The sequence below is a fragment of the Rhizobium sp. CC1099 genome, from assembly GCF_029714385.1.
Taxonomy (GTDB): domain Bacteria; phylum Pseudomonadota; class Alphaproteobacteria; order Rhizobiales; family Rhizobiaceae; genus Rhizobium.
Window position 1 is genome coordinate 3,836,450 of record NZ_CP121641.1, and the last position, 26,246, is coordinate 3,862,695.

At 57.8% G+C, this 26,246-nt stretch carries 21 protein-coding genes; 5 read left to right on the forward strand and 16 right to left on the reverse strand.

The features are described from left to right. Positions 1-22: 22 nt before the first annotated feature. The 4 genes from purH to htpX all read right to left on the reverse strand — a co-directional run bounded on the left by purH (position 23) and on the right by htpX (position 5,860). Entirely contained in the window at positions 23-1,639 is a 1,617-nt protein-coding gene (gene purH, locus QA644_RS19085) for a bifunctional phosphoribosylaminoimidazolecarboxamide formyltransferase/IMP cyclohydrolase (RefSeq protein ID WP_283070053.1), read from the reverse strand. Positions 1,640-1,736: 97 nt separating this feature from the next. Further along, positions 1,737-3,410: a heparinase II/III family protein gene (locus QA644_RS19090; protein ID WP_283070055.1), complete on the reverse strand. Its 1,674-nt coding sequence runs from the start codon at positions 3,408-3,410 to the stop codon at positions 1,737-1,739. A 111-nt stretch (positions 3,411-3,521) separates the two neighbouring features. Further along, positions 3,522-4,907: an RsmB/NOP family class I SAM-dependent RNA methyltransferase gene (locus QA644_RS19095; RefSeq protein WP_074070086.1), complete on the reverse strand. Its 1,386-nt coding sequence runs from the start codon at positions 4,905-4,907 to the stop codon at positions 3,522-3,524. Then, positions 4,898-5,860, reverse strand: coding sequence for a zinc metalloprotease HtpX (htpX, locus tag QA644_RS19100; protein ID WP_194728500.1), 963 nt, complete (start codon positions 5,858-5,860; stop codon positions 4,898-4,900). The genes QA644_RS19095 and htpX overlap by 10 nt, the downstream gene beginning before the upstream one ends. Positions 5,861-5,968: 108 nt before the next feature. Here htpX and QA644_RS19105 point away from each other — a divergent pair, with 108 nt between their 5' ends. Further along, a complete protein-coding gene (locus QA644_RS19105; RefSeq protein WP_074070476.1) occupies positions 5,969-6,193 on the forward strand; it encodes a DUF1674 domain-containing protein in 225 nt (74 codons plus the stop codon). A gap of 138 nt (positions 6,194-6,331) precedes the next feature. On the opposite strand, the gene acs is transcribed toward QA644_RS19105, so the two are convergent. Continuing rightward, the gene (acs, locus tag QA644_RS19110; RefSeq protein ID WP_283070057.1) at positions 6,332-8,287 is read right to left on the reverse strand and encodes an acetate--CoA ligase; all 1,956 of its coding nucleotides are present in this window, start codon (positions 8,285-8,287) and stop codon (positions 6,332-6,334) included. Between the two features lie 227 nt (positions 8,288-8,514). On the opposite strand from acs, the gene QA644_RS19115 reads away from it, so the two are divergent. Further along, positions 8,515-9,222, forward strand: a complete 708-nt coding sequence (locus QA644_RS19115) for a DUF1013 domain-containing protein (protein ID WP_022719513.1) — start codon at positions 8,515-8,517, stop codon at positions 9,220-9,222. Between the two features lie 70 nt (positions 9,223-9,292). Here QA644_RS19115 and QA644_RS19120 read toward each other — a convergent pair whose 3' ends face one another. The 3 genes from QA644_RS19120 to QA644_RS19130 form a co-directional block, all read right to left on the reverse strand. Then, a complete protein-coding gene (locus QA644_RS19120; protein ID WP_092586560.1) occupies positions 9,293-10,198 on the reverse strand; it encodes a flagellin in 906 nt (301 codons plus the stop codon). 174 nt (positions 10,199-10,372) lie between these two features. Further along, on the reverse strand, positions 10,373-12,283 hold the full coding sequence (locus QA644_RS19125) for a propionyl-CoA synthetase (protein WP_283070059.1): 1,911 nt from the start codon (positions 12,281-12,283) through the stop codon (positions 10,373-10,375). 83 nt (positions 12,284-12,366) lie between these two features. Next, positions 12,367-13,026: a YggS family pyridoxal phosphate-dependent enzyme gene (locus tag QA644_RS19130; protein WP_194728503.1), complete on the reverse strand. Its 660-nt coding sequence runs from the start codon at positions 13,024-13,026 to the stop codon at positions 12,367-12,369. A gap of 199 nt (positions 13,027-13,225) precedes the next feature. Here QA644_RS19130 and leuS point away from each other — a divergent pair, with 199 nt between their 5' ends. From leuS to holA, 3 genes are read left to right on the forward strand one after another with little or no spacing between them, the layout of a single operon-like run. Beyond that, positions 13,226-15,856 carry a leucine--tRNA ligase gene (gene leuS / locus QA644_RS19135; protein WP_283070061.1) on the forward strand — a complete coding sequence of 877 codons (2,631 nt, stop codon included), beginning with the start codon at positions 13,226-13,228 and terminating at the stop codon, positions 15,854-15,856. After that, complete coding sequence (gene lptE / locus QA644_RS19140) at positions 15,846-16,367, forward strand: LPS assembly lipoprotein LptE (protein WP_194728505.1); 522 nt, start codon at positions 15,846-15,848, stop codon at positions 16,365-16,367. The genes leuS and lptE overlap by 11 nt, the downstream gene beginning before the upstream one ends. Positions 16,368-16,377: 10 nt before the next feature. After that, positions 16,378-17,415, forward strand: coding sequence for a DNA polymerase III subunit delta (gene holA / locus QA644_RS19145; RefSeq protein WP_074070093.1), 1,038 nt, complete (start codon positions 16,378-16,380; stop codon positions 17,413-17,415). Positions 17,416-17,418: 3 nt separating this feature from the next. On the opposite strand, the gene QA644_RS19150 is transcribed toward holA, so the two are convergent. The 8 genes from QA644_RS19150 to hemE all read right to left on the reverse strand — a co-directional run bounded on the left by QA644_RS19150 (position 17,419) and on the right by hemE (position 26,127). After that, on the reverse strand, positions 17,419-18,303 hold the full coding sequence (locus QA644_RS19150) for a ParB/RepB/Spo0J family partition protein (RefSeq protein ID WP_194728506.1): 885 nt from the start codon (positions 18,301-18,303) through the stop codon (positions 17,419-17,421). 19 nt (positions 18,304-18,322) lie between these two features. Continuing rightward, positions 18,323-19,117, reverse strand: a complete 795-nt coding sequence (locus tag QA644_RS19155) for a ParA family protein (protein WP_022718400.1) — start codon at positions 19,115-19,117, stop codon at positions 18,323-18,325. A gap of 19 nt (positions 19,118-19,136) precedes the next feature. Further along, the gene (gene rsmG / locus QA644_RS19160) at positions 19,137-19,754 is read right to left on the reverse strand and encodes a 16S rRNA (guanine(527)-N(7))-methyltransferase RsmG (RefSeq protein WP_283070062.1); all 618 of its coding nucleotides are present in this window, start codon (positions 19,752-19,754) and stop codon (positions 19,137-19,139) included. A 21-nt stretch (positions 19,755-19,775) separates the two neighbouring features. Next, entirely contained in the window at positions 19,776-21,650 is a 1,875-nt protein-coding gene (gene mnmG, locus QA644_RS19165; protein ID WP_283070064.1) for a tRNA uridine-5-carboxymethylaminomethyl(34) synthesis enzyme MnmG, read from the reverse strand. Positions 21,651-21,687: 37 nt separating this feature from the next. Then, positions 21,688-23,004 (reverse strand): tRNA uridine-5-carboxymethylaminomethyl(34) synthesis GTPase MnmE, encoded by a 1,317-nt coding sequence (mnmE, locus tag QA644_RS19170; protein WP_283070066.1) that lies wholly within the window; start codon positions 23,002-23,004, stop codon positions 21,688-21,690. Positions 23,005-23,094: 90 nt separating this feature from the next. Beyond that, the gene (rho, locus tag QA644_RS19175) at positions 23,095-24,360 is read right to left on the reverse strand and encodes a transcription termination factor Rho (protein WP_022718404.1); all 1,266 of its coding nucleotides are present in this window, start codon (positions 24,358-24,360) and stop codon (positions 23,095-23,097) included. A 192-nt stretch (positions 24,361-24,552) separates the two neighbouring features. Beyond that, on the reverse strand, positions 24,553-25,089 hold the full coding sequence (gene hemJ, locus QA644_RS19180) for a protoporphyrinogen oxidase HemJ (RefSeq protein WP_074070477.1): 537 nt from the start codon (positions 25,087-25,089) through the stop codon (positions 24,553-24,555). 3 nt (positions 25,090-25,092) lie between these two features. Further along, the gene (gene hemE / locus QA644_RS19185; RefSeq protein WP_283070070.1) at positions 25,093-26,127 is read right to left on the reverse strand and encodes a uroporphyrinogen decarboxylase; all 1,035 of its coding nucleotides are present in this window, start codon (positions 26,125-26,127) and stop codon (positions 25,093-25,095) included. Positions 26,128-26,246 lie beyond the last annotated feature (119 nt).

Genomic DNA, 26,246 nt, shown 5'->3' on the forward strand with positions numbered 1-26,246 from the left:
TGGGCGCCAAGGTTCTGTCCGCTCAATGGCGGAAATGGCGCATGCCGGTGAATACCATCGCGACGTCGTGCTCGTTGGCAGCGTCGATCACCTCTTGGTCGCGCATCGAACCACCCGGCTGGATGACTGCCGTCGCACCCGCTGCAATCATCGACAGGAGACCATCGGCGAACGGCAGGAAGGCTTCCGAAGCAACCGCAGAACCGCGTGTCATCGGAGCAGGCAAACCCAGTGCCTTGGCGGCTTCCTCGGCTTTCAGGGCAGCGATACGGGCGGAATCGACACGGCTCATCTGGCCGGCGCCAATGCCGGCCGTCTGGCCATCTTTGGCGTAAACCACGGCATTCGATTTCACGTGCTTGCCGACCTTGAAGGCAAACTTCATGTCTTCCAGTTCTTGTTGTGTCGGCGCGCGCTTGGTCACGACCTTCAGCTCCAGATCCTCGATCATGCCGTTGTCACGGCTTTGGACCAGCAGGCCCCCGGAGACTGTTTTCGCCGTCAGGCCAGCGGCACGCGGATCGGGCAGATCGCCGGCAGAAAGCAGGCGCAGATTCGGCTTCCTCGCAACGATCGCCTTGGCTTCTTCGGTTACATCCGGAGCGATGATCACTTCGGTGAAGAGCTTGATGATCTCTTCCGCGGTCTCCGCATCGAGCGTGCTGTTGAACGCAATGATGCCGCCGAACGCAGAAACGGAATCGCAGGCGAGCGCCCGTTTGTAGGCTTCGACAAGGCTTGGCCCCGTGGCAACGCCGCAAGGATTGGCGTGCTTGATGATGGCGCAGGCGGGTGCCTTTTCAGGCAGGAATTCAGCGACGAGTTCGTAGGCCGCATCGGTGTCGTTGATGTTGTTATAGGAGAGCTGCTTGCCCTGCAGCAGCATCGCCGTCGAAACACCCGGTCGCTTTTCACCGGTAACGTAGAAAGCCGCCTTCTGATGTGGATTTTCACCGTAGCGCATCTCGTCCTTCAGAACGCCGCCGATCACCCGATGGCGCGGCGTATCGATGGAAAGCGCTTCAGCGAACCAGTTGGAGATCATCGCGTCATAGGCAGCGGTGCGGGCATACGCCTTGGCTGCCATACGCTGGCGGAACGCATAGCTCGTCTGGCCTGCATCGGCCGAAAGCTGTTCGAGCAGTTCCGGGTAATCTGCAGGATCGGTGAGGATCGTAACGTAAGCATGGTTCTTGGCAGAGGCACGGATCATTGCCGGACCACCGATATCGATATTCTCGACCGTCGTGGGATAATCACCACCGGCGGCACGCACATCCTCGAATGGATAGAGGTTAATGACGGCAAGATCGATACCTTCGATACCATGCGCCTTCATGGCTTCCTGATGCGCGCTATCATCACGGATTGCCAGGAGACCGCCGTGGACCGTCGGATGCAGCGTCTTCACACGGCCGTCCATGATTTCCGGAAAGCCGGTGACTTGGGAAACGTCGGTGACAGCCAAACCCGCGGCTGTGATGGCCTTGTGCGTTCCGCCTGTCGAAAGCAGGCGGATGCCCTTTTCGGAAAGCGCGCGGGCAAGCTCGACAATACCCTCCTTATCGGAGACGGAGAGCAGCGCGGTTTTGACGTTGACCTTATCAGGGGCGGGGATTTTCTTGGAAGTGACGGCCATGAACCTTCTCCGTTCGGGCTTCGGGAGACATCCGGCAAGGGACGTATAGGATAATGGCGCCGCGTTAGCACGAGCTATGCCGCTGCGCAAACGGCGACTAGCTCTTGCGGGACAAAAACCAGCGAATTTCCGGCTTCTCGGCAAAAACGAAGTCGATCTCGATCTGGTCCGAACCGCAGATGCCGGAGGCGTCAGCAAAAAAGATATCTTCAGTGATCAGAACTTCGTTCCCCGGCGACGAAAAGAGCCAACTTTCGCCATCCGGCGCTGTCAGCAACACGGACTCGCGATCACTCTGCTTCACATTTATGGCCGGATGGATATGGAAGCGCGCGGCAGCACGAAGAGGCTCGTCAATGACGCGCTCGCCTTGCGGCACCAGCCGATCACGGCCAGTGACGATGGAGCCTGCAGCATTCAGCGTCAGTTCGCGCTCATGGAGCATGCCGAAATTTTTCAGATAACCGTCGTGACTGACCTTGATGCCATCGCGTCCGTCGTCGGTTTCAGCGCGCTCGACGCTAACGGTCTTCACCGAATCCGTCATGACATAACCGAGAAATTCCGAGGCCGAGAAGCGGCTGGATGAGGTGTCGTTCAGTGTCACGGTCGAATGCGTCGCGGTCGTGCGCGCCATCTGCACATAGCGGCGGCCAGCGAATTTCGGTGAGCCGGAGTTGACGATAAAGCGATGACGACCCGACGACATTTCGAAGGAAAGGCAGCCCGCATGCGCCGTGCGCGACAGGGGGCCTGCTGCGGGAGGGCCGGTATCGGCGATCAAAATGGTATTTCCCGCCGCAATTCGTTGATAGCGCGAATGCGGCATTGCCTTGAACGGTGGGCCGGCCGTTTCGTCATAGCGCAGAACCGACATCAACTCGTTGGCAAGCGTCGATGTCGCGCCGTTAAAGAGCGCGAGATCGCCATTGTGGTGGCGGAAAAAGCGCAGCGCCGGATACATGCGATCGATGCCTGAAATCAGCTTCTGCGGCAGATCGTGACCGAGATTCACATAGGTCTGCCGCAGCGGTAGGAGATCGAGAAGCAATTCTAGGCCTGTGCGTGGATTGCGGGAGATATGCCCGCCGTCGGGTAGAATCTGGCTATCGAATTCATTATCCAGCGCCTGGGCAGCCTTGCGCAGCACACCTGGTCGCGCTGGCATTGCAATCGAAGCCATGGCGAGGGCGATCCGCAGGCGGAAAAGAACTTCCCCCGCCGGCGCGAAAGCCGCCATACGTCGCAGGTAGCGAACCTGAAACGCCAGAGACTTCATAAAACGGCGGTAAAAGCCGCGATCAGCATTCTGCAGCACGACCGGCGAATGCGAGAGCCAGGCAATCACTCGCTGTGAAGTGACATCGAGTTCCCAGGCAATGCCTTCCATGCGGCCAGCATGCAACGAGAGCCAGCTATCGACGATCCCCCGGGCAACCGCGCAAGCTTGATCGCTTTTGTAGGCACGCACATGACGAAGCCAGCCGAACCCATGCAAACGGCTGGCAAAAGCGCGTGAGGGAAGCGTAAAGCCGAAGGGCGACTTGCCGTTCGTCTCCAGAAGGCGTCCTGCCAGAGCAAAGCGGCCATTCATGATCTCCTCGGCGATATGAGGATCGATGGCGCGAAGATCGGTCGGCGCAACGATAAGCCTCTCGGGCACTTGGATTGTATGGCGGAAAAGGCGAAGGCGCAGCGATGCGATGCGCCGCGACATGCGGCGCCAAGCCTCCCGAACATACAAACTCGAAAACCGCCGGCCGGACTGCATATTCTATTGTCTATTGACCCTCATGATTAAGAATAGGTGAATGAGGGCCGGTTTCAGCGGTAAGACTGCATTAATTGTGACAGAAACGAAATCTAGGGAAGGTCCATGCAATCAGGCAACACGCCGCAGCACTGCAGCGTAAAAACCGTCAAGACCTGAAGCGACCGTTGCGGGCATGCGCAGCATGGGGGGGGTCGTCCGGAATTCGCCAAGCGGACTGATCGCTATTTCCAAACCGGGCCATCGAGCAGCGTCGATCCGGACGCGCTCGACATTCGGTGTGTCCGCCAAGATGCGGCTGACGACATCCTCGCCTTCGACGGGATCCAGCGAGCAATTTGAAAAGACGAGAGTACCGCCAGGCTTCAGGAGCGTCAGCGCATGGCGAAGCAACCGTTCTTGCACGCCAGCAAGCTTTGCGATGTCCTCGGGCCCCTTCGTCCAGAGAACATCCGGATGACGGCGCGTCGTGCCCGTCGAGGAGCAGGGGGCGTCGAGCAGGATAGCGTCAAACGGCTCGCCCGGCTGGTATTTCACAAGATCCGTCGTGAGCGTTTCTGCCTTGAGGGCGAGGCGATCGAGATTGGAGCGTAGGCGCTTCAATCGGCTTTCGGATTGATCAATCGCAGTGACGCTACCTCCGGCGAGAATGAGTTGTGCGGTCTTGCCGCCGGGTGCGGCGCAAAGATCGACGACGCGTTTGCCAGACAGGTCGCCAAGGAGCTTGGCCGGAATGCTTGCCGCGGCGTCCTGCACCCACCATTCGCCTTGATCGAAACCTTCAAGGGAGGGGATAGTGCCATCAAAGGCTGCGAGACGCACACCACCGGTCGGCAGGACTTCCCCATTCAACCTTGCTGCCCAGCCTGCCGCATCCGACTTCACGGTGAGATCGATTGCCGCGGGCTCGAGCTGAGATTCGGCGATCGCCGCGGCGGCCTCTTTCCCGTAAGCCTTTTCAAGACGGTTGATAAACCAAGCCGGCATCGGCGAAATCTTCGCGATGTCTTCGAGGACCTTCTCCTTCTCGCGGCCAAGACGTCGCAGGATCGCATTCACCAGTTTTGCGAAGCGGCGATTGCGAGGATCCTGATTTGCCTGCTCGACGGCAAGATCGACCGCCGAATGGTCGGGGACGTCGAGATAAAGGATCTGCGCCGCTCCAACCGCAAGCACATGATGGAGTGCGCGCGCGCCTTCCGGCAACGGCGAGTCTAATAGAGAAGCAATCGCGGCATCGATGCGGGGCAGGTGACGGAGCGCAGTGTTGAGAATAGCGCGAACCAATGCGCGATCGCTCTCCCCGAGTGCCTTATATGCGGGATTCCCGTGTTCGTGATCCAATGCACCATCTAGCGGCAGTTTGCGGTCAATCACGGCAGCGAGGATCTTCGCTGCGGCCGCACGCGCCTCTAGGCCCGGCTTGACCGCGAGGCGTTCTGCAGGCGGTTTCTTTTTGTTGAATGGCTTGTTTCTGCCGTCTGAATTCAAGACCAGGGCCCTTTTGGCGGTTGGGAACCACCGCGGCCAATACCCGTATTCGGAACCGAGCGCGATCTGCGCGACGGATTACCAGCGCGAACCGTCGCCGTCGAGCCATTCATACCGTTCCCCGCCATTTCCTGAAGTGCTGCAATACGGTTTTCCGTATTCGGGTGCGTCGAAAACAGATTGTCCATCCGTTCCCCGGAGAGGGGATTGATGATGAACATATGCGCCGTCGCAGGATTGCGCTCGGCATCATAGTTCGGGATATGCGCCGCGCCACGGGCAATCTTGCCGAGCGCGGAAGCGAGCCAAAGGGGGTCGCCGCAGATTTCGGCGCCGCGCCGGTCGGCAGAATATTCGCGCGTCCGGCTGATCGCCATCTGCACAAGCATGGCGGCGAGCGGCGCTACGATCATCGCCAGAAGCACGCCGACGAAACCGAAGGGGTTGCTGTTGTTCTCGCGATTGCCGCCGAAAAAGAAGGCGAAGTTACCGAGCATCGAGATTGCGCCGGCAAGCGTCGCCGTGATCGTCATCGTCAGCGTGTCGCGGTTCTGGATATGCGCCAGTTCATGCGCCATCACAGCCGCCACCTCTTCCGGCGAGAGCGCGCTGAGCAGCCCTGTCGAGGCCGCGACGGCGGCATTCTCCGGATTGCGGCCCGTGGCAAAGGCATTCGGCTGCGGATTGTCGTAGAGATAGACTTTCGGCATGGGCAGGCCGGCATTTCGCGCAAGATCGCGAACGATGCGGAAGAATTCCGGCGCGTTGCGCTCATCGACTTCCTGCGCCCGGTAGGCAGAAAGCACCATCCGGTCCGAATTCCAGTAGGAAAAGAAATTCATGCCCGCAGCGATCAGGAAGGCGATCATCATGCCGCCGCGGCCACCGATCAGGAATCCGACGAACATGAACAGGGCCGTCATGAAGGCAAGCAACATGGCAGTGCGAACGAGGTTCATCGAGGTCTCCATCTCCCATCTGCGGCAAAAGGGTTTCAATCAAGCCGCCGGCGCACTATGATTTGGTTATTCGCCAGCCATTTTCAATATTTCCGGCGGGAGACGCAATTGCAGCCAGCGGACAACGACAATGTAGATAGCACTGTGGCAGAAGGAGCAGTACTACCGCGCAAGGTTCTGTCACCCGCTGCCAAACGCGCGCTTGCCGAAGCCGAAGAACGACGCAGGAACCAGAAACCCCTGGATCTGCCACCGGAGATCGGTGGACGGGGAGGAGCCGAGCCAGCGCGCTTCGGCGACTACGAGATCAACGGCCGCGCGATCGATTTTTAAGTAAATATTCCTAGTCTTCTTTCCCCTGAAGTCTTCGCGGGCTGGAGTCGACGCACGGCAAAGCGCACGCAAGCTGCGCGCCGTCCGTGCCGGCACGACTGAAATGCGGCTCCCTGGTTTTCGGGAGCCGCTCTGATTTCAGGCGGTTACCTTGTTCTGCCTGTTGGCGATGAGGTCATCGACGACCGCCGGATCGGCAAGCGTGGACGTATCTCCGAGCGCGCCGAAATCGTCCTCGGCAATCTTGCGCAGGATACGGCGCATGATCTTGCCGGAACGGGTCTTCGGCAAGCCGGGCGCAAACTGGATCTTGTCCGGCGAGGCGATCGGGCCGATTTCCGTGCGAACATGCTTCACCAACTGTTGGCGCAACTCATCGGATCCTTCGTTGCCGGCCATCAGCGTGACGTAGCAATAGATGCCCTGTCCCTTGATCGAATGCGGGTAGCCAACGACCGCGGCTTCCGAAACCAGATTATGCGAGACGAGCGCGGACTCCACCTCGGCCGTGCCGAGGCGGTGGCCGGAGACGTTCAGCACATCGTCGACACGACCGGTGATCCAGTAGTAGCCGTCTTCATCGCGGCGGCAGCCGTCGCCGGTAAAATACTTGCCCTTGTAGGTGGAAAAGTAGGTCTGGATGAAGCGCTCATGGTCGCCATAGACCGTGCGCATCTGCCCGGGCCAGCTGTCGGTAATGCACAGGTTACCGTCGGCAGTGCCTTCCAGCACCTTGCCGTCATTGTCGACCAACTGCGGCTTCACACCGAAGAACGGGACGGTCGCTGAACCCGGCTTCAGGTCGATCGCACCCGGCAGCGGCGTGATCAGGATGCCGCCGGTCTCTGTTTGCCACCAGGTATCGACGATCGGGCAACGGCCATCGCCGACGACATTGTAGTACCACTCCCAAGCTTCCGGGTTGATCGGCTCGCCGACCGTCCCGAGCAGGCGCAAGGACGAGCGGGACGAGCGGGTGACAAAATGGTCGCCGGCGCCCATCAACGAACGGATCGCTGTCGGAGCGGTATAGAAGATGTTGACCTTGTGCTTGTCGATGATCTCCCAGAAGCGGCCCTGGTCGGGAAAGTTCGGCACGCCTTCGAACATCAGCGTCGTCGCGCAATTCGCAAGCGGACCGTAGACGATGTAGGAATGGCCGGTCACCCAGCCGACATCGGCCGTGCACCAGTAGATATCGCCATGGTGATAGTCGAAGACGTATTCATGCGTCATCGACGCATAGACAAGATATCCGCCCGTCGTGTGCAAGACGCCCTTCGGCTTGCCGGTGGAGCCAGAGGTATAGAGGATGAACAGGGGATCCTCCGCTTTCATCTTCACAGGCGGGCACTCGGCTTTCACCGTCGCCGCTTCCTGGTGGTACCAAAGGTCGCGGCCGGGAGCCCAGCCCGTCTTGCCGCCGGTCCGGCGCACGACGAGGACCTTGCCGACCGTCACATGCTGGCGGGCCGCGATGTGGATCGCGGTATCGGCATTGTCCTTCAGCGGCACGGGCTTGCCGCCGCGAACGCCCTCGTCGCAGGTGATGATGAACGTCGAACCACAGTCGACGAGACGTCCGGCAAGCGCTTCCGGCGAGAACCCGCCGAAGACGACAGAGTGCACGGCGCCGATGCGGGCACAGGCGAGCATGGCATAGGCCGCTTCGGGTATCATCGGCATATAGATGGTGACGCGGTCACCCTTCTTGACGCCATGCTTCTTCAACACGTTCGCCATGCGGCAGACATGCTCGTAGAGCTCGTTGTAGGTGATCTTCTTGTCGATATAGGGATTGTCGCCTTCGAAGATGATGGCGACCTGGTTGCCGTGCGTTTTCAGGTGGCGGTCGATGCAGTTGTAGGAAACGTTCGTCTGACCGTCTTCGAACCACTTGATCGAGACCTTCCCGGTAAAGGACGTGTTCTTGACCTTCGTATAGGGCTTGAACCAGTCAATCCGCTTGCCGTGCTTGCCCCAGAATTTGTCCGGGTTCTCGATGCTCTCCTCGTACCATTTCTCATACTTGGCCTTATCGATCAGGGCATGGCTCTTCACCAGTTTCGTAACCGGATGGATCTTTTCCAACATGTGACTCCTCCTCAACACAGGCACCGGCTAACTGCGCAAGGCGATCCCCGGAACTCGATTTAGGCATTCATAGCAGGTCAAAAGCACCCGGCAATTAGACAAAGGTCATTTCATTCCTGATCAATTGCAATTCTGCGTCACTCCAGTTATATAGCGCCATATTTCCGGATATTATGGTGATATCCACGGACCGCGACACCGGCGCGGACGACAGAAGGACTATATCCATGGCTCAACAATTGCTCATGCCGAAGGCGACCGCCATCTGGCTCGTCGACAATACGGCGCTGTCTTTCGATCAGATCGCCCAGTTCTGCAAGCTGCATCCGCTCGAGGTGAAAGCAATTGCCGACGGCGAGGCAGCGCAGGGCATCAAGGGCCTGGACCCGATCTCGACCGGCCAGCTTTCACGCGATGAAATCGCCCGCGCCGAAGCAAACCCGAACCACAAGCTGAAACTCTCGGAGCCGAAGGTTCGCGTTCCCGAATCCAAGCGCCGTGGTCCGCGTTACACGCCTGTTTCCAAGCGCCAGGACCGTCCGAATGCCATTCTCTGGCTCGTTCGCAATCACCCGGAGCTGAAGGATGCTCAGATTTCACGCCTCGTCGGCACGACGAAATCGACGATCGAGCAGATTCGTGAACGCACGCATTGGAACTCGGCCAACCTGACGCCGATGGATCCGGTCACGCTCGGCCTCTGCAGCCAGATCGACCTCGATATGGAAGTGGAAAAGGCATCCAGGGGCCGGCCACTGCCGACCGCCGCCGAACTCGGCGCCACGCTGCAGTCCGCCCAGGAAACTGAGCGCATGAGCCCGAATTTCGAACGCGAAGAAGAGCGCGAAATCGACGCCGATGCCGTCTTTGCCAAGCTCAAGTCTCTGAAGTCTTCCTCCAAGGATAAGGATGAAGACGAAGACGATCGCTTCTGACCTGTTTGCATAAAGCGAAAAGACCCGCCGGAGCGATCCGGCGGGTCTTTTGTTTTCTGCTGTTGCCGCGTTAGCTGCGGAAGAGCGACAGGATGTTCTGAGATGCCGAGTTCGCAATCGACAGAGATTGGATTGCAAGCTGCTGCTGCGTCTGAAGAGCGGTCAGCTTGGAAGATTCTTCTTCCATGTCGGCGTCGACAAGGCGGCCGATGCCGGAGTCGATCGAGTCGCTCAAAGTCGAGACGAAATCTTCCTGCAGTTGGATGCGAGTGGAGATCGAGCCGAGCTGTGCACCGGCGCTGGTCATCGCCTTCAGAGCGGATTCGACAGCCGTCAGCGCAAGACCGACGTCATCTGTGGTGAAATTGGTGATGTCCATCTTATAGACGGAGCCGATCGTACCGTTCGAGGTGCCGATAATACCCGTGGACGTTTCGATCAGGCCTCCGCTCATGCCGAACAGGACGTTGCCGACCGAGGTATCGTCGAGGATATATTCGGTCTGTTTGACGGATACAGCGTTCGAGCCATCGCGAACGAAGGTCGAAACGACGCTCTTCGTACCCTCGCCGGCGACCCAGTTCTCTCCGGAGAAGGAAGCAGACTGAGCAATGCTCAGCAGCTGAGCCTGAAGCTGGGAAATCTCTTCCTGAACCTTGGCCTTGTCGACGCCCTTTTCGGTAGCGGCAACCAGCTTGGCCTTGATTTCGGAAACAATATCGATGGCGCTGTCCATCGCGGCATAGGCCGTGTCGACCTTGGCGGCACCGAGGCCGAGAGCGTCGGAAACAGCCGAAAGCGCCTTGTTGTCCGAACGCATGGTCGTTGCAATCGACCAGTAAGCGGCATTGTCAGCGGCCTTGCCGACGCGCAGGCCGGACGAAACGTGGTCCTGGGTTTCCTTGAGGCTCTGGTTTACACCGCGAAGGGTCTGCAGTGCCGCCATTGCGGCAGTGTTCGTTAGAATGCTTGACATCGCTTTTTGTCCAATTCGCTTGGGTGAAAGGGCATTCCGGCCGAGGCCGAGAGCGGCGGTGCTTCATGCTCACCTGCAACAGGTGTCCGTGCGCCGAACCTAGCGAAAACATGGTTAACAACTCGTCAACGCTGGTTACATCTCGTCAACGAATCTTACCGAATAGGTAATTTCCTACATTGGAAGCGAGCCAAAACCCTTGCTGCGCAAGGCCTCCGCGATTTCATGCAGAATGGCCGGATCGTCGATGGTCGCCGGCATTTTCCATGGTTCGCCGTCCGCGATCTTCTGCATTGTGCCACGCAGGATCTTGCCCGAACGGGTCTTCGGCAGACGTTCGACGACAATCGCCGTCTTGAATGCGGCCACCGGACCGATCTGGTCGCGAATCAGTTTGACGACCTCTGCTTCAATCGTTGCCTTCGCCTTCGTGACGTTCTTCTTGAGCACAAGGAAGCCGCAAGGCACCTGCCCCTTGAGCGGATCGGCAATACCGACGACGGCGCACTCTGCAACATCCGGATGCTTTGCGCAGACCTCTTCCATTGCTCCTGTCGAAAGCCTGTGGCCCGCACAATTGATGATGTCGTCCGTGCGCGACATGATGAACAGATAGCCGTCGTCATCCACATAACCGGCGTCCGCTGTCTTGTAGTATCCCGGAAATTCCTCGAGATATGCCGTGCGAAAACGCTCGTCTGCCTTCCAGAGTGTCGGCAGACAGCCCGGCGGCAAGGGCAGCTTGGCGACGATGTTGCCGAGCGTGCCGGGTGGCACCTGATGTCCTGCGTCGTCGAGAACCTGGATCTCGTAACCAGGCACCGGCACGGACGCTGATCCGTGCTTTACTGGAAGCCCACCGAGACCGAGTGGATTTGCAGCGACCGGCCAGCCGGTTTCCGTCTGCCACCAATGATCGACGACGGGAACCTTAAGCATCTTTTCCGCCCATTTGAGAGTTTCGGGATCGGCTCGCTCACCCGCAAGAAAAAGCGCCCGGAAATGCGGGTTCGAATAGTGGCGCACGAACTCGCCATCGGCATCTTCCCGGCGAATTGCGCGGAAGGCTGTCGGAGCGGTAAAGAGAACACGCACATCGTATTCGCAAATCACGCGCCAGAACGCGCCGGCGTCGGGTGTGCCGACGGGTTTGCCCTCAAAGATTACAGTCGCCACACCCGCAAGCAACGGCGCATAGACGATATAGGAATGACCAACCACCCAGCCGATATCGGAGGCTGCCCAGAAAACTTCGCCGGGTTTCATTGCGTAGATGTTCGCCATCGACCAGTGCAGCGCGACCATATGCCCGCCATTGTCACGGACGACGCCTTTCGGCTGACCGGTGGTGCCGGATGTGTAAAGGATATAGAGCGGATCGATCGCTTTGACGGCTACGCAAGGAATGCTCCTGCCATGGTGAAGCGCTACGGCCTCTTGGAAAGCATGATCGCGCCCAGGCACAAGTTCGGCCGTCAGTTGCGGCCTTTGCAGAACGAGGCAATGTGCGGGCTTTGATTTCGCCGCAGCGATGGCCTGATCGACAAGCGGCTTGTAAGCCACGACACGGCCGGGCTCCAATCCGCAGCTGGCAGTGACCACGAGCTTTGCGCCTGAATCATCGATGCGAGCCGCAAGTTCGTTGGCAGCAAACCCTCCAAAAACCACGGAGTGGATGGCGCCGATGCGAGCGCAGGCAAGCATGGAGAAAATGGCTTCGGGCACCATCGGCATGTAGATGATGACACGATCGCCTTTGCCGATGCCGAACGCTTGAAAGGTCGCCGCGATTGCCTGCACTTCGCCAAGCGCTTCCTCGTAACTAAAACGTGCCTTGGCGCCACTCATGGCACTGTCGAAGATGATGGCTGTTTCCGTGCCGCGGCCTGCCAACACATGGCGGTCCAGGCAATTGTAACAGGTGTTGGTCTCACCGTCTGCGAACCAGCGGCCGTAAACGCCCTGTGATGGCGAGAAGACCTGCTGCGGCTCCTTGAACCAGGTGATCGCTCTTGAAGCATCGCGCCAGAATGCTTCCGGATCGCTCTTCCAGCTCGCATAGACCTGATGATAGCTGCTCTGCATTTGCTCCTCCCCAGGACATGCACGCCGTGTGGCGAGTTTAGGCGAGGGGAGGCTGGACCGGAAGCCCGACGAAAGCAGAAGGACTAACGCGCGCCGAAAATAGCGGATCCGACGCGCACGCTCGTCGCACCGAAGGCGACGGCCGTTTCGTAGTCCCCGGACATGCCCATGGAGAGTTTTTCTACACCGCATTTTCCTGCGATCTTAGCCAGCAGAGCAAAATGCGGACCGGGATTTTCCTCGGCTGGGGGAATGCACATCAGGCCTTCGATCGAAAGGCCGAGCTCATTCCGGCAGAAATCGACGAATGCGGGTGTATCGGCGGGCGCAATACCGGCCTTTTGCGGTTCTAAACCGCTATTAACCTGGACATAGAGCCGAACGGTCTTGCCTTGCCGTTTCATTTCCCCGGCGATTGCGCGGGCGATCTTTTCACGATCGACGGTTTCTATGACATCAAAGAGCGCAACGGCATCGGTTGCCTTATTCGATTGCAGCGGCCCGATAAGGTGCAGCTCGATGCCGGGCGTCTCGGTCTTGAGTTCCGGCCATTTGCCTTGGCTTTCCTGAACGCGGTTCTCGCCGAAAATGCGCTGACCAGCCGCAATCGCGGGGCGGATGGCCTCCGCATCGAAGGTCTTCGACACGGCAACGAGTTGAACCGATCCGGCAGGACGCTGAGACTGACGCTCTGCTGCCGAAATGCGCGCGCGAACATCGTTCAACCGCTCTTGAAGTTCCATTATCTTATCCCGACATGTCCGCATAAGGAGGATGGGCATGCACTAACCGCGCCTGACATTCTTGCCAAGGCCCTGTCTGCCAAAAAGCAGTTTGCTGCGAGGGAGGGACGCTTGCAGTACCCGCAAAACTTGACGCTACAGCGGTTTCATGGTGAAGGTCACCACCAACCTCCCCTGATTTTCCGGAAATTCGAATACCATGGCTACCGAACGTTATAATCCGCGCGATGCCGAGCCCCGCTGGCAGCAAAAATGGAACGAGGCGAAGGTCTTTGAGACCGACAACGCCGATCCGCGCGAAAAATACTATGTACTTGAAATGTTTCCCTATCCGTCGGGCCGAATTCACATGGGCCATGTGCGCAACTACGCGATGGGTGACGTCGTGGCCCGTTACAAGCGGGCCCGGGGTTTCAATGTCCTGCACCCGATGGGCTGGGATGCCTTCGGGATGCCGGCGGAAAACGCTGCCATGGAGCGCGGCGTCCATCCGGCGTCGTGGACCTACCGGAATATCGACTCGATGAAATCGCAGTTGAAGGCCATGGGGCTTTCGCTCGATTGGAGCCGGGAATTTGCCACCTGCGACGTGGAATACTACCAGCATCAGCAGCATCTTTTCCTGGATTTCCTGGAGAAAGGCCTTGTCTACCGGAAGCAGTCGAAAGTCAATTGGGACCCGGTCGACAATACCGTGCTTGCCAATGAACAGGTTATCGACGGCCGCGGCTGGCGTTCGGGTGCTCTGGTCGAGCAGCGGGAACTCACGCAGTGGTTCTTCAAGATAACCGATTTCAGCCAGGATCTGCTTGACGCTCTGGATACACTCGACCAGTGGCCGGAGAAAGTTCGTCTGATGCAGAAGAACTGGATCGGCCGCTCCGAGGGTCTGATGATCCGCTGGGAAATCGTGCCGCAGACGGCGCCTGCCGGCGAAACCGAGGTGACGGTTTATACCACACGTCCCGACACGCTGTTTGGCGCCTCCTTCCTTGCGATCGCAGCTGACCACCCCCTGGCAAAGGATGCTGCCGCGGCAAATCCAGCTCTCGAAGCCTTCTGCGAAGAATGCCGCCGGGCTGGCACCTCGCTGGCAGCCCTTGAGACGGCCGAGAAGAAGGGCATGGATACCGGTATCCGGGTCAAGCATCCGCTTGAGTCATCGTGGGAACTTCCGGTCTATATCGCGAATTTCGTGCTGATGGACTATGGTACGGGCGCTATTTTCGGCTGCCCGTCCGGCGACCAGCGAGACCTCGATTTCGCGCGCAAGTATGGTTTGCCCATTGTTCCGGTGGTCATGCCGAAGGACGGCGATGCCGCAACCTTCACGATCGGTGACACCGCCTACGACGGCGACGGCGTGATGATCAACTCCCGCTTCCTTGACGGCAAACCGACGGACGAAGCCTTCAGGATCGTTGCCGACCGCCTGTCGGGCACGATGCTCGGCAATGTGCCACAGGGCGAACGCAAGGTGAATTTCCGCCTGCGCGACTGGGGCATTTCGCGCCAGCGCTATTGGGGCTGCCCGATCCCGGTCATCCATTGCGATGCCTGCGGTGTCGTGCCGGTGCCGAAGACGGACCTGCCCGTGAAGCTGCCGGCAGACGTAACCTTCGATCAGCCGGGCAATCCGCTCGACCGCCACCCGACCTGGCGGCATGTCGCCTGCCCAACCTGCGGCAAGGACGCCCGGCGCGAAACGGACACGATGGACACCTTCGTCGATTCGAGTTGGTACTTCACGCGCTTTACGGCACCTTGGGAAGGTGTCCCCACCGATCCGGCCGTCGCAAACCGTTGGCTTCCCGTCGATCAGTATATCGGCGGCATCGAACATGCCATTCTGCATCTGCTCTATTCGCGTTTCTTCACGCGTGCGATGCGCGAGACCGGCCATGTTGACGTCAAGGAGCCATTCAAGGGCCTCTTTACCCAGGGCATGGTCGTCCATGAGACTTACAGCCGCGGTTCGGGCATGATCCGCGACTGGGTGGCGCCTGCAGATATCCGTATCGAAGAGATCGAGGGCAAACGTCGCGCCTTCCTGCTGGAAGGGGGCGAGGAGGTCTCAATTGGATCGATCGAGAAAATGTCGAAGTCCAAGAAGAACGTCGTCGATCCGGATGACATCATAGCTTCCTACGGCGCTGACACGGCGCGGTTCTTCGTTCTCTCGGATTCGCCGCCCGAGCGTGATGTGATCTGGTCGGAAGCAGGTGTCGAAGGGGCACATCGCTTCACGCAGCGCCTCTGGCGCTTGATTTCCGAAGCATCCGAAGCCCTGGCTTCCATATCGCCGAATCCGGCTAAGGATGGAGATGCGCTTTCGATCTCCCAGGCAGCCCATAAAACCTTGAAGGCTGTCCAGAACGACTACGACAAGCTTTGGTTCAACAAGGCCGTCGCGCGCGTCTATGAACTCGTGAATACTTTGTCAGGCCCGCTGGCGAAAGTAGCCGCAGGCGAGGGCGACGTCGCCTATTGCGCCGCTGTTCGTAACGCGGCGGAAATTCTGGTTCAGCTCGTTGCACCCATGGCGCCGCACCTGGCCGAAGAATGCTGGGCGGCGCTTGGCAACAGCGAGATGCTCGCCCGCACCCCTTGGCCCGTCTATGACGAAGCTCTGGTCGTGGAAAATGACGTCGTGTTGCCGGTCCAGATCAATGGCAAGAAACGCGCTGAATTGACAATTTCTAAAGACGCAGATCAGAATGCCGTGACACAGGCGGTCTTGAAACTCGACGCCGTCATCAATGCGATGAACGGTCAGGCGCCGAAGAAAATTATTGTGGTTCCGCAAAGGATTGTGAACATTGTCGTTTGATATCGCTCCCAGGCTCGCACGCGGCGCCGCAATCACCGCCGTCCTTGCGTTTGCGGCCTTGCTCTCCGCCTGCCAGGTTCGTCCCCTTTACTCGGAAACGTCAGGAGTTGCCGGGAAGCTCGCTTCCGTCGGTTTTTCGGACGCAACGACTCGTGTCGAACAGGAAGTTCGCAACCGACTGATCTTCCTTGCTACGCGCGGCGCCGGCGAGCCCGTCAAGCCGGCCTACGAGGTAGAGCTTCATGTGCGGTCTGATGTCGTTGACGCACTTCTTGTCGAATCTTCCGACGAGTCGCGCGCCGGTCGCGTGACCGTCAGCGTGGATTACACGCTGCAGGCGACGGCGGACGGCCAGGTCATCAAGTCGGGTAACCGCTACGCCACGGCGCTTGTCGATTTCCCGATCCAACAGTTTGCCAAGCAGCGCGCAATCCGCGATGCCGAGAACCGCGCGGCACGCGAGGCTGCCGAGCTTGTCGGCTTGGATATTGCCGGCGCGCTCGGTCGCTGAGGAAAAGGGTGTGGCGGAAATTAAATCTCACGAATTTGAAGGCTTTCTTCAACGTTCGGTTTCCGCCTACCGCATCTTCGTCATCTACGGGCCGGATCGTGGCCTGGTTTCCGAACGGGCGGGGCAAATAGCCGGTAAAAGCAGCGTTGCTCTGGATGATCCTTTTTCGCTTGTCAAACTCGACATCGGCGACCTACAGAAGGATCCCGGGCGCCTGCTGGATGAGGCGGGTACTATCGGGCTTTTCGGAGGAGAAAAACTCCTTTGGGTACGGGGCGCGGCGAATGAAAAATATCTGGTCGACGCCCTCGACCACCTTTCCCAAAAGCCGCTCGACGCAACGTCCATCATCGTCGAAGCCGGAGATTTGAAGAAGGGCTCTCTTCTTCGCAAGCTTGCCGAAGGCACGCGCAGCATCGTTGCGATCCCCTGTTATTCGGATGATGCACGCGCCTTGAATGGTTTGATCGACAATGAGTTGGCATCGGAAGGCCTGCGCATCACGCCTGCCGCACGGCAGGCTTTGATCGGACTAATCGGCGGTGATCGCATCGCTTCACGCAATGAGGTCAGAAAACTCGCCCTCTACTGCCGCGGCATGGAGACGATCGAGGAACATCATGTGACCGAGATTATCGGCGACGCCAGCGCCATTTCGGTCGACGACGCCGTGGACGCCATTTTAAGCGGAAACACCGGCAATTTCCTGCATGCCATGCAGAAGATCACGACATCCAAGACGGCTGTCTTCCTCGTCATCCAAGCTTGCCTGAAACAGTTTCAGCTTCTGGACGCGATGCGCGCAGAAATGGACGAAAAGCGGCTTCAGACAGCTCAGGTTATGCAGACCCATGGTCGCCATCTACATTTCCGGCGCAAACCGATTATCGAACAGGCGCTACGCACCTGGAATGCCGACGCCATCAGCCGTGAAACAAGCAGGCTGCAGTCGGCGATCCTGCAGACAAGAAGGCGTCAGAGCCTGGAGGACAGCATCGCGCTGCAAACATTGCTGTCCACAACGCTTCAAAGCGGGCGAAAAGGCTAAGGTTTACCGCCGCTCAAGGAGCCGGCAGATTTCTTCAAGCTGCTCCAGCGATTTATAGGCAATGCGGATCTGGCCGCCGCTGGACTTGTGATTGATGGTAACATCAAGGCCAAGTGTATCGGAAAGCGTGCGCTCGAGCGCCAGTGTATCAGAATCCTTCTGATCACGTGGAGCAGCCGCACGCTGCGGCTCGGATTGCGCCTTGATATCGTTCTGCGCGAGCTTTTCGGCATCGCGGACGGACATTCCCTTCGAGACGATCGTGCGGGCAAGGGCCGTCGGATCCGATGTTGGAACCAGTGCACGTGCATGCCCCGCCGACAGACTGCCGGCGGCAAGAAAGTCACGGACAGGCTCTGGAAGCTTGAGCAGGCGCAGAGAATTTGCGACATGGCTTCGGCTTTTGCCGATGATCTCGCCCAGGTCGTTCTGAGTATAGCCGTATTCGGCGATAAGCTGCTCGTAACCCAACGCCTCTTCGAGGGGGTTGAGATCCGATCGCTGAACATTCTCGACGATCGCAATCTCTAGCGCCGTCTTGTCGTCGACATCGCGGATGATCACCGGAATTTCGACAAGGCCTGCGAGCTGGGCGGCGCGCCATCTTCTTTCGCCGGCTATTATTTCATATTGGTTTGTTGCAAGCGTACGAACAACGATTGGCTGGACGATGCCATGCTGGCGAATAGAGCTGGCAAGATCGTGCAACTCGCTATCATCAAAAAAGCGCCGCGGATTGCGCGGGTTCCGGCTGACAAATTCGATCGGGATGAGACGGTCTGCACTTACACCGCTCTTTTCACCATCGACAGGCACCGGCTGATCCATTTCGCCGATCAGCGCAGCAAGTCCGCGACCTAAACGTCTCTTCGATATATCGTCATTCATTGCAATACTCACTTGAAGCTTAAGCGGCGAGACGCTGGCGTTCACGCTGGATGACCTCGGAGGCCAGCTGAAGATATGCCTGGCTACCGGCGCATTTCAAATCATAAAGGATCGCAGGCTTACCATATGAGGGCGCTTCGGAAACCCGGACATTGCGCGGGATAAGCGTGTGATAAACTTTCTCGCCGAGATGCGTCCGAACGTCGCTCACCACCTGCTGGGCAAGATTGTTTCGCGCATCGAACATCGTCAGCACGATACCCTGGATATCCAAACGCGGGTTTACCGTTCGCCGCACCTGATCAACCGTCTCCAAGAGCTGACTTAACCCCTCCAATGCGAAGAATTCGCATTGTAACGGAACCAAAACGGAATGTGCCGCAGCCATTGCGTTCATCGTCAACAGGTTGAAAGAAGGCGGGCAGTCCAGCAATATATAAGTAAATTCAAAGGCTTGAGGAGTTGTGAGTGCCTTGCGGAGCTTGAATACCCGATCGCTCTGCTGAGCGATTTCCATTTCGATACCGAGCAAATCCATTGTCGATGGCACGATCGAAAGATTTGGGACAGCTGTGGGCAAAGAGGCCTCCGTCACCCCGGCCTCGCCAATCAGCAAATCATAAGAAGAGAGTTTGCGATCTTTCCGATCGATCCCGAGACCAGTGCTTGCGTTACCTTGCGGGTCCAGGTCGACGATCAGGACTCGTTCGCCGATGGCAGCCAACGCGGTCGCCAGATTAATGGCAGTGGTCGTCTTTCCAACACCACCTTTTTGATTTGCTATTGTAATAATCCGGTTTCGTTCAAAGGCCATGGCCGCATCATCCGAACTGTTAAACCAAGCGTTGGAGATTGAAGATCTCGAGAATGACCGAATCTCGCTCGACAACGCTTCGGTGTTCTAGCAGATCAAAACGCCATCGACCACGTGCCTTGGCAATTTCAGCAGCGTAATCCCGGCCTTTATGAAAAAATGCACGGGTATTTCTATTGCGAAGCATCCAGGGCTCCGCAAAGTCGCATAGTTTATCGAGATCGGCGAGGGCCCGTGCGGAGATAGCCTCGCAGGACGGGACAATATCCGGTCCATCCTCAATGCGGATCGAATGCACAGAACCGCGTGCGCCCGTCTCGCGAAGGGCCAACCTGAGGAAAGACGCTTTCTTGTTGTTGCTTTCAATAAGATGAGCCCATCCATCACCAAGCTCGGCCAGAAAGATAGCGGTGATCATGCCGGGAAATCCGCCGCCGCTACCCATATCCACCCATCGTTTTGGGCCGGGACTCAATTGAAAGATTTGAGCGCTGTCGGCGACGTGTCTTTTCCATGCATCATTCAACGTCGAGGGAGCGGCGAGATTGATGGATTTGGACCACTTGCTAAAGAGAGCAACAAAATGCTCCAGTCTGTCTTGTGTTTCACGTGAAACACTTTGACCGTTCAACTCCATGGAAGACTCTCAAAACGTGTGTTAGGCGACCGACCGCTGTGCAGCCTCTATCTTGCGCAAATGAACGAGCAGAAGAGAGATAGCCGCGGGCGTCATACCATCTATCTTTGCAGCTTGAGCGACATTGAACGGTCGCTGCCTGCCAAGCTTCTGCTTGAGCTCATTCGAAAGGCCAGCAAGCGTGGAATAGTCGAAATCGTCTGGGATGAGGCGATTCTCGTCGCGCTGGATATCAACAATATCCGAAGACTGCCGGCGCATATAGACGGCATATGAAGCTTCGATCTCCACGGCCTGCGCGATCGGCTTGCTCAACGCTTGAAGTTCGGGCCATACATTTGACAGCAGCCCCATGTCGAAATCGGGGTAGGCGAGTAGCTCGTAGGCCGAACGCCTCTGCCCATCCAAATTGATCTTCAAGCCATACTGCCGGGCATCATTCGGCGTAATATGCAATGCCCTCAGCTGTTCTCGCGCACCATCAAGGGCTCCTTTGTATTCGTGGAATTTGGTGCGACGAGCCTCTCCCAGGCATCCGATCTCGTCCGCAATCGGAGTGAGCCGCATATCTGCGTTGTCCGCACGCAGAGAAAGGCGGTATTCCGCGCGTGAGGTGAACATGCGATAGGGCTCGGCAACGCCCCTAGACGTCAGATCGTCAATCATGACGCCGATGTAGGAGTTCGTGCGGCTCAGATAGACCGGCGTTTGGTTGCCTGCCCGGCGCGCGGCATTAAGACCCGCCACGAGCCCTTGGGCCGCTGCCTCCTCGTAACCAGTCGTTCCGTTGATCTGCCCTGCGAGGTAAAGCCCCGGCAATCGCTTCGCTTCGAGAGCAGGCGTCAGCTCACGCGGATCGACGTGATCATATTCGATCGCATAGCCAGGTTGGATGATAGAAACCTTTTCAAGGCCCGGTATCGTACGGATGAAGGCATCCTGCACCTCTGCCGGCAGCGACGTCGAAATGCCATTGGGATAGACGGTATCGTCGTCCAAGCCTTCTGGCTCGAGGAAAATTTGATGCCCGTCCCGCTCGCCGAACTTCACGATTTTGTCTTCGATTGACGGACAATAACGCGGTCCAACGCCCTCGATCTGCCCGGAATACATTGCCGAACGATGCAGGTTGTCCTGAATGAGTTTATGTGTGGCAGCCGTGGTGCGCGTTACCCCACATTCAATCTGGGGATTGGTAATTTCACCGGTCATGAATGAGAACGGCGTTACCTCTTCATCTGCGCCCTGTCGGCCGACAGATGCCCAATCAATCGTTTTTGCGTCAAGACGGGCTGGCGTGCCTGTCTTGAGGCGGCCGAGCCGAAGCCCCAGGCGCGACAATGTTCCAGACAAACCGAGAGACGGATCTTCGCCGACACGGCCCGCCGGGATCTTTTTATCCCCGATATGAATAAGCCCGCGCAAGAAGGTGCCTGTCGTAAGAACGACGGCGCCGCAGCTTAGAATCCGGCTATCTTTCATGACGACGCCCGTGATGCGGCCGTCTGATATATCAAGATCAAAGGCATCACCTTCGATAACCTCAATATTATCAATAGCTTCGATTGCTGCTTGCATTGCGGCCCGATAGAGCTTCCGATCGGCTTGCGTGCGCGGGCCGCGGACTGCCGGGCCTTTTTTGCGATTCAGCATCCGGAACTGGATACCGGCGGCATCGGCCATACGACCCATGAGACCGTCCAGCGCATCCACCTCCCGGACCAGGTGGCCTTTACCAAGACCGCCAATCGCAGGGTTGCAGGACATGACCCCGATCGTGTCGCGTCGATGCGTCACCAGGGCAGTGCGCGCGCCGACGCGGGCTGCTGCGCTGGCCGCTTCGCAACCTGCGTGACCACCTCCGATCACAACGACGTCGTATTGATAGACACTCATTTCGCTTTCTCGCACGCTTCCAGATGTTTCACGTGAATCATTTTCCAATGCAAAACTCTGAGAAGATCACATCGAGCAAATTCTCAACATCGACGCGCCCTGTAATCCTGCCCAAGGCGTTGCCTGCGATACGAAGGTTCTCGGCTCTAATATCGAGCTCCGCCGACGGATCCGCCAAAGCTGCCTCGATCGCCTTCAGACATTCCGCAAGCGAATCCTTTTGCCGCTTGCGGCTTGGGATCGCTAGGCTTTGGCTGCTGACCTGCCGCTCCAGCCGCTCGGCGATGGCGGCGCGAAGCGCGACCAATCCCGCATCCGTGACGGCAGATATCGTCAGATCGTAGGCGTCCGGACCATTTCCCGCGGATATATCGGCCTTTGTGCCGACTCGCAAGACTTCCGTATTGGCGATTGGCGGAAGCGCATGCGTACCTTCGGCCATATCCTCGAGATAGAGTACAAGACTCGCTTCAGAGATGACCTGCTCCGCGCGCCGGATACCCTCCCGCTCCACGAGTTCATGTGCTTCCCGCAAACCTGCCGTGTCATAAAGCTTTACGAGGAAGCCATTGATATCGAGATCGACGTGAAGAACATCACGCGTGGTTCCCGCGATATCCGTCACGATGGCAACCTCTCGCCGAGCAAGCGCATTCATCAGGGTCGATTTTCCGGCATTCGGCGCGCCCGCGATAACGACCTTGAAGCCATCGCGAATAATCTCGCCGGCCTTCGCGTGGGCGAGATGGTTTGCTATCTCTGCCTGTAGTCCGCCAACATCATCCCAGACCAGATCCGATACCGAACCGGGTACGTCATCTTCATCGGCAAAGTCGAGTTCTGCTTCGATCAGGGCGCGAGCCCGCGTCAATCGTTCCGCCCACGAATCGTATAATTGGGAGAGCTTTCCCTGGCTATGCTCGACCGCCAGACGTCTTTGCATCTCCGTTTCTGCGGCTATGAGATCGGCCAGACCCTCGATCTCGACGAGGTCGAGTTTGGCGTTTTCAAAAGCCCGACGCGAGAATTCACCTTCGGCCGCCATGCGCACGCCGTCGATCGTCTCCAGTTCCTCGAATAGCGCATTAATGACGGCCCGGCTGCCATGCAGCTGGAGCTCGGCGCAGTCTTCGCCTGTAAAAGACGCCGGAGATGGAAAGAAGAGCACTAAACCGCTATCGATGATTGAACCGTTACGCAAACGAATCGTTCGCAGCGACGCCTTGCGCGGCGGTGGAACGTCGCCGGTCAACAACTGCAGAGCATCGCGCGTCTTCACACCACTGAGGCGGATAACCGCAACGCCGGAGGGGACTGCTCCGCTCGACAGTGCATAGATGGTTTCGTTCGACATCCTCGGTTACTCTGGCCGCGCGGATTCCTCAAAAACCGAAAGCCGGCCACGGAGAATGACCGGCTTCATTATCAGACATCCGGCTATCTATTATGTGTTCATCGACTCGAAGAAATCCGGATTACTCTTCGTCTGCTTCAGCTTGTCGATGAGAAACTCGATCGCGTCGGTCGTTCCCATGGGGGCAAGAATACGTCGAAGCACGAAGATCTTCTGCAGGTCTTGACGCGGGACAAGCAGGTCCTCCTTGCGCGTGCCGGACTTCAGAATATCCATCGCCGGGAAGATGCGCTTGTCCGCTACCTTACGATCGAGAACGATTTCCGAGTTACCGGTGCCCTTGAATTCTTCGAAAATGACTTCATCCATACGGCTGCCGGTATCAATGAGCGCCGTCGCGATAATCGTCAGGGAGCCGCCTTCTTCGATGTTACGGGCAGCGCCGAAGAAGCGCTTCGGCCGTTGCAGAGCGTTTGCATCGACACCACCAGTCAGAACCTTACCGGAGGACGGCACCACGGTGTTGTAGGCGCGTCCGAGGCGCGTGATCGAATCAAGCAGGATGACGACATCGCGCCCGTGTTCGACAAGCCGCTTTGCCTTTTCGATCACCATCTCGGCGACCTGCACGTGACGCACAGCTGGCTCGTCGAATGTGGAAGATATCACTTCGCCGCGCACCGAACGCTGCATGTCCGTCACTTCCTCAGGACGTTCATCGATCAGCAGAACGATCAGGTAGCATTCCGGATGATTTGCAGTGATCGAGTGCGCAATATTCTGCAGAAGAACGGTCTTACCGGTTCTGGGCGGCGCGACGATGAGACCACGCTGGCCCTTACCAAGCGGCGCCACGAGATCGATGACGCGCGAAGACAGATCCTTCGATGTCGGAACGTCGAGTTCCATCTTGAATCGTTCATTCGGATAAAGCGGCGTCAGATTGTCGAAGTGAACCTTATGACGGATCTTTTCCGGATCGTCGAAATTGATCGTGTTCACCTTGAGTAGAGCAAAATAGCGCTCGCCTTCCTTCGGACCGCGGATCGGTCCCTCGACCGTATCGCCAGTTTTAAGCGAGAAGCGGCGAATCTGCGAAGGGGAAATATAGATATCGTCCGGACCCGGCAGATAGTTGGCGTTTGGCGAACGCAGGAAGCCGAAACCATCCTGCAGGACTTCCACGACGCCTTCGCCGATGATCTCGACATCCTGGCTCGCGAGAACCTTCAGGATCGCAAACATCAGTTCTTGTTTGCGCATGGTGCTTGCATTTTCGACCTCGAGCGATTCGGCGAACGCCAGAAGATCGGTCGGGGATTTACTCTTAAGTTCCTGAAGCTTCATTTCAGCCATGAAGTGACCATTACTCTATATTTCGAAGGGGGAAGGCTATGTTGCGTCGTTTCGGTGTTGCGAAAGGGCTCGCAGACGACTGAACTCAAAACACATGCCACGAAGATGAGATGGGCGGAAAATAGCGACTAAGATAAGACCCCGCAAGGGGGCTTCTAAAAATGAAGTAAATTTAAGCGGCGCCTATTCACGTCAAAACGGCTTAACGACGACAAGGATGACAATCAGGATCATCAGCAGCGTCGGCGCTTCGTTCATGAATCTCCAATACCGCGCTGAACGTCGGTTTTCGTCACGGGCAAAAGCGGCGACCGCTCGGCTGAAAAACATGTGAACGGCCGTCAGGAGCACGACGAGGGCAAGCTTCACATGCAGCCAGCCGCCCTGAAAACCGTAGACAGACCAAGCCAGATACAAGCCGAAGACCCAAGTCAGCATCATCGCCGGGTTCATGATCACCTTCAGCAGACGTCGCTCCATGATCTTGAAGGTCTCCGACTGCAAGGAACCTGGCTCCGCATCCGTATGGTAGATGAACAGCCGCGGCATGTAGAACAGCCCGGCCATCCAGGAGATCACCGCGATGATGTGCAGCGCCTTGATCCAAAGGTAGAGGTCGTCCGGGTTCCATACGAACAGCCCGACAGCAAGCAGCACAAAGAGGGCGAGGGCAAAATGCGCTCGTCGCCGCGCGTAGCTACCGGGTCGCTGATCCGTCTGCCTTTCCATCATTCAATTCCCGCCGCGGCGAACGCGCTCGACAAGCAGGCGAACATTTTCCGGATCGGCCTGCGGCGTGATTCCATGACCGAGGTTGAAGATCAGCGGCCCGCCACCGAGATTCGCCAAGATTTCGTCGATACCCTCCTCAAGCGCCCGCCCGCCGGCAACAACCCTCATCGGATCAAGGTTACCTTGAACCGCTCCCTCCTTTTGAAGCTCAGCAGCAAATTCAAGCGGCACCGACCAATCAAGGCCAATCGCGTCAGCACCGGTCTTCTGCCTGTAGGTCTTCAAAAGATAGCCCGCACCCTTGGCAAACGAGATGACCCGCGCATTCGGACGCCGTGCCTTGATAGCGGCAATCATCCGAGCAACTGGCTTGACTGCAAAAGCCTCGAATTCCTTTTCCCCAAGAACACCGGCCCAAGAATCGAAAATCTGCACGGCATCAGCGCCGGCATGTATTTGCGTCAGCAGATACTCGGCGGAGATATCCGCAAGCAGCATCAACAGCCGTTCAAACGCTTTTGGATACTGGTAGGCGAAAAGCCTCGCAGGCGCTTGGTCAGGTGTTCCGTGGCCCGCAATCATGTAGGTTGCCACCGTCCAGGGCGCACCACAAAAGCCGAGAAGCGTCGTTTCTTCCGGGAGCTCGGCGCGCAACCGCCGCACTGTCTCAAAGACCGGCTTCAGATAGTCGATAACTCCCCCCGCATCCAGACGTGAAATTCCAGCCTCGTCGATCGGGTCCATCTCTGGACCATGGCCTTCCGTAAAACGCACATTGCGCTTCATGGCATCGGGAATGACGAGAATGTCAGAGAAGAGGATCGCCGCGTCGAAGCCGTAGCGGCGGATGGGCTGCAGCGTCACTTCGACAGCGTGTTCCGGTGAATAACAAAGATCGAGGAAGCTGCCGGCCTTTGCACGCGTTTCCCGGTATTCCGGCAGATAACGACCTGCCTGTCTCATAAGCCAGACCGGCGGAGGGGAGAGAGTTTCGCCGTCGAGAACTCTCATGATTTTCCGGCGTGTTTCGCTCAAGCGCTTCGTCCCTATAAAAATCTAAAGATATTTTAAAAGGTTTCTATTTCTTAGAGTCGGTGTCTATCAAGGATTAAAATCCATCCACTGGTGATGCCAAATGTCACGCGCATCAACAA

What these genes read in the sequence shown, in the direction of transcription:
- purH (WP_283070053.1), bottom strand. Translation starts at nt 1,639, where the DNA reads ATGGCCGTCACTTCCAAGAAAATCCCCGCCCCTGATAAGGTCAACGTC.
- QA644_RS19090 (WP_283070055.1), bottom strand. Translation starts at nt 3,410, where the DNA reads ATGCAGTCCGGCCGGCGGTTTTCGAGTTTGTATGTTCGGGAGGCTTGG.
- htpX (WP_194728500.1), bottom strand. Translation starts at nt 5,860, where the DNA reads ATGAACCTCGTTCGCACTGCCATGTTGCTTGCCTTCATGACGGCCCTG.
- acs (WP_283070057.1), bottom strand. Translation starts at nt 8,287, where the DNA reads ATGTTGGAAAAGATCCATCCGGTTACGAAACTGGTGAAGAGCCATGCC.
- QA644_RS19115 (WP_022719513.1), top strand. Translation starts at nt 8,515, where the DNA reads ATGGCTCAACAATTGCTCATGCCGAAGGCGACCGCCATCTGGCTCGTC.
- QA644_RS19120 (WP_092586560.1), bottom strand. Translation starts at nt 10,198, where the DNA reads ATGTCAAGCATTCTAACGAACACTGCCGCAATGGCGGCACTGCAGACC.
- QA644_RS19125 (WP_283070059.1), bottom strand. Translation starts at nt 12,283, where the DNA reads ATGCAGAGCAGCTATCATCAGGTCTATGCGAGCTGGAAGAGCGATCCG.
- QA644_RS19130 (WP_194728503.1), bottom strand. Translation starts at nt 13,026, where the DNA reads ATGGAACTTCAAGAGCGGTTGAACGATGTTCGCGCGCGCATTTCGGCA.
- leuS (WP_283070061.1), top strand. Translation starts at nt 13,226, where the DNA reads ATGGCTACCGAACGTTATAATCCGCGCGATGCCGAGCCCCGCTGGCAG.
- QA644_RS19150 (WP_194728506.1), bottom strand. Translation starts at nt 18,303, where the DNA reads ATGAATGACGATATATCGAAGAGACGTTTAGGTCGCGGACTTGCTGCG.
- QA644_RS19155 (WP_022718400.1), bottom strand. Translation starts at nt 19,117, where the DNA reads ATGGCCTTTGAACGAAACCGGATTATTACAATAGCAAATCAAAAAGGT.
- rsmG (WP_283070062.1), bottom strand. Translation starts at nt 19,754, where the DNA reads ATGGAGTTGAACGGTCAAAGTGTTTCACGTGAAACACAAGACAGACTG.
- mnmG (WP_283070064.1), bottom strand. Translation starts at nt 21,650, where the DNA reads ATGAGTGTCTATCAATACGACGTCGTTGTGATCGGAGGTGGTCACGCA.
- mnmE (WP_283070066.1), bottom strand. Translation starts at nt 23,004, where the DNA reads ATGTCGAACGAAACCATCTATGCACTGTCGAGCGGAGCAGTCCCCTCC.
- rho (WP_022718404.1), bottom strand. Translation starts at nt 24,360, where the DNA reads ATGGCTGAAATGAAGCTTCAGGAACTTAAGAGTAAATCCCCGACCGAT.
- hemJ (WP_074070477.1), bottom strand. Translation starts at nt 25,089, where the DNA reads ATGGAAAGGCAGACGGATCAGCGACCCGGTAGCTACGCGCGGCGACGA.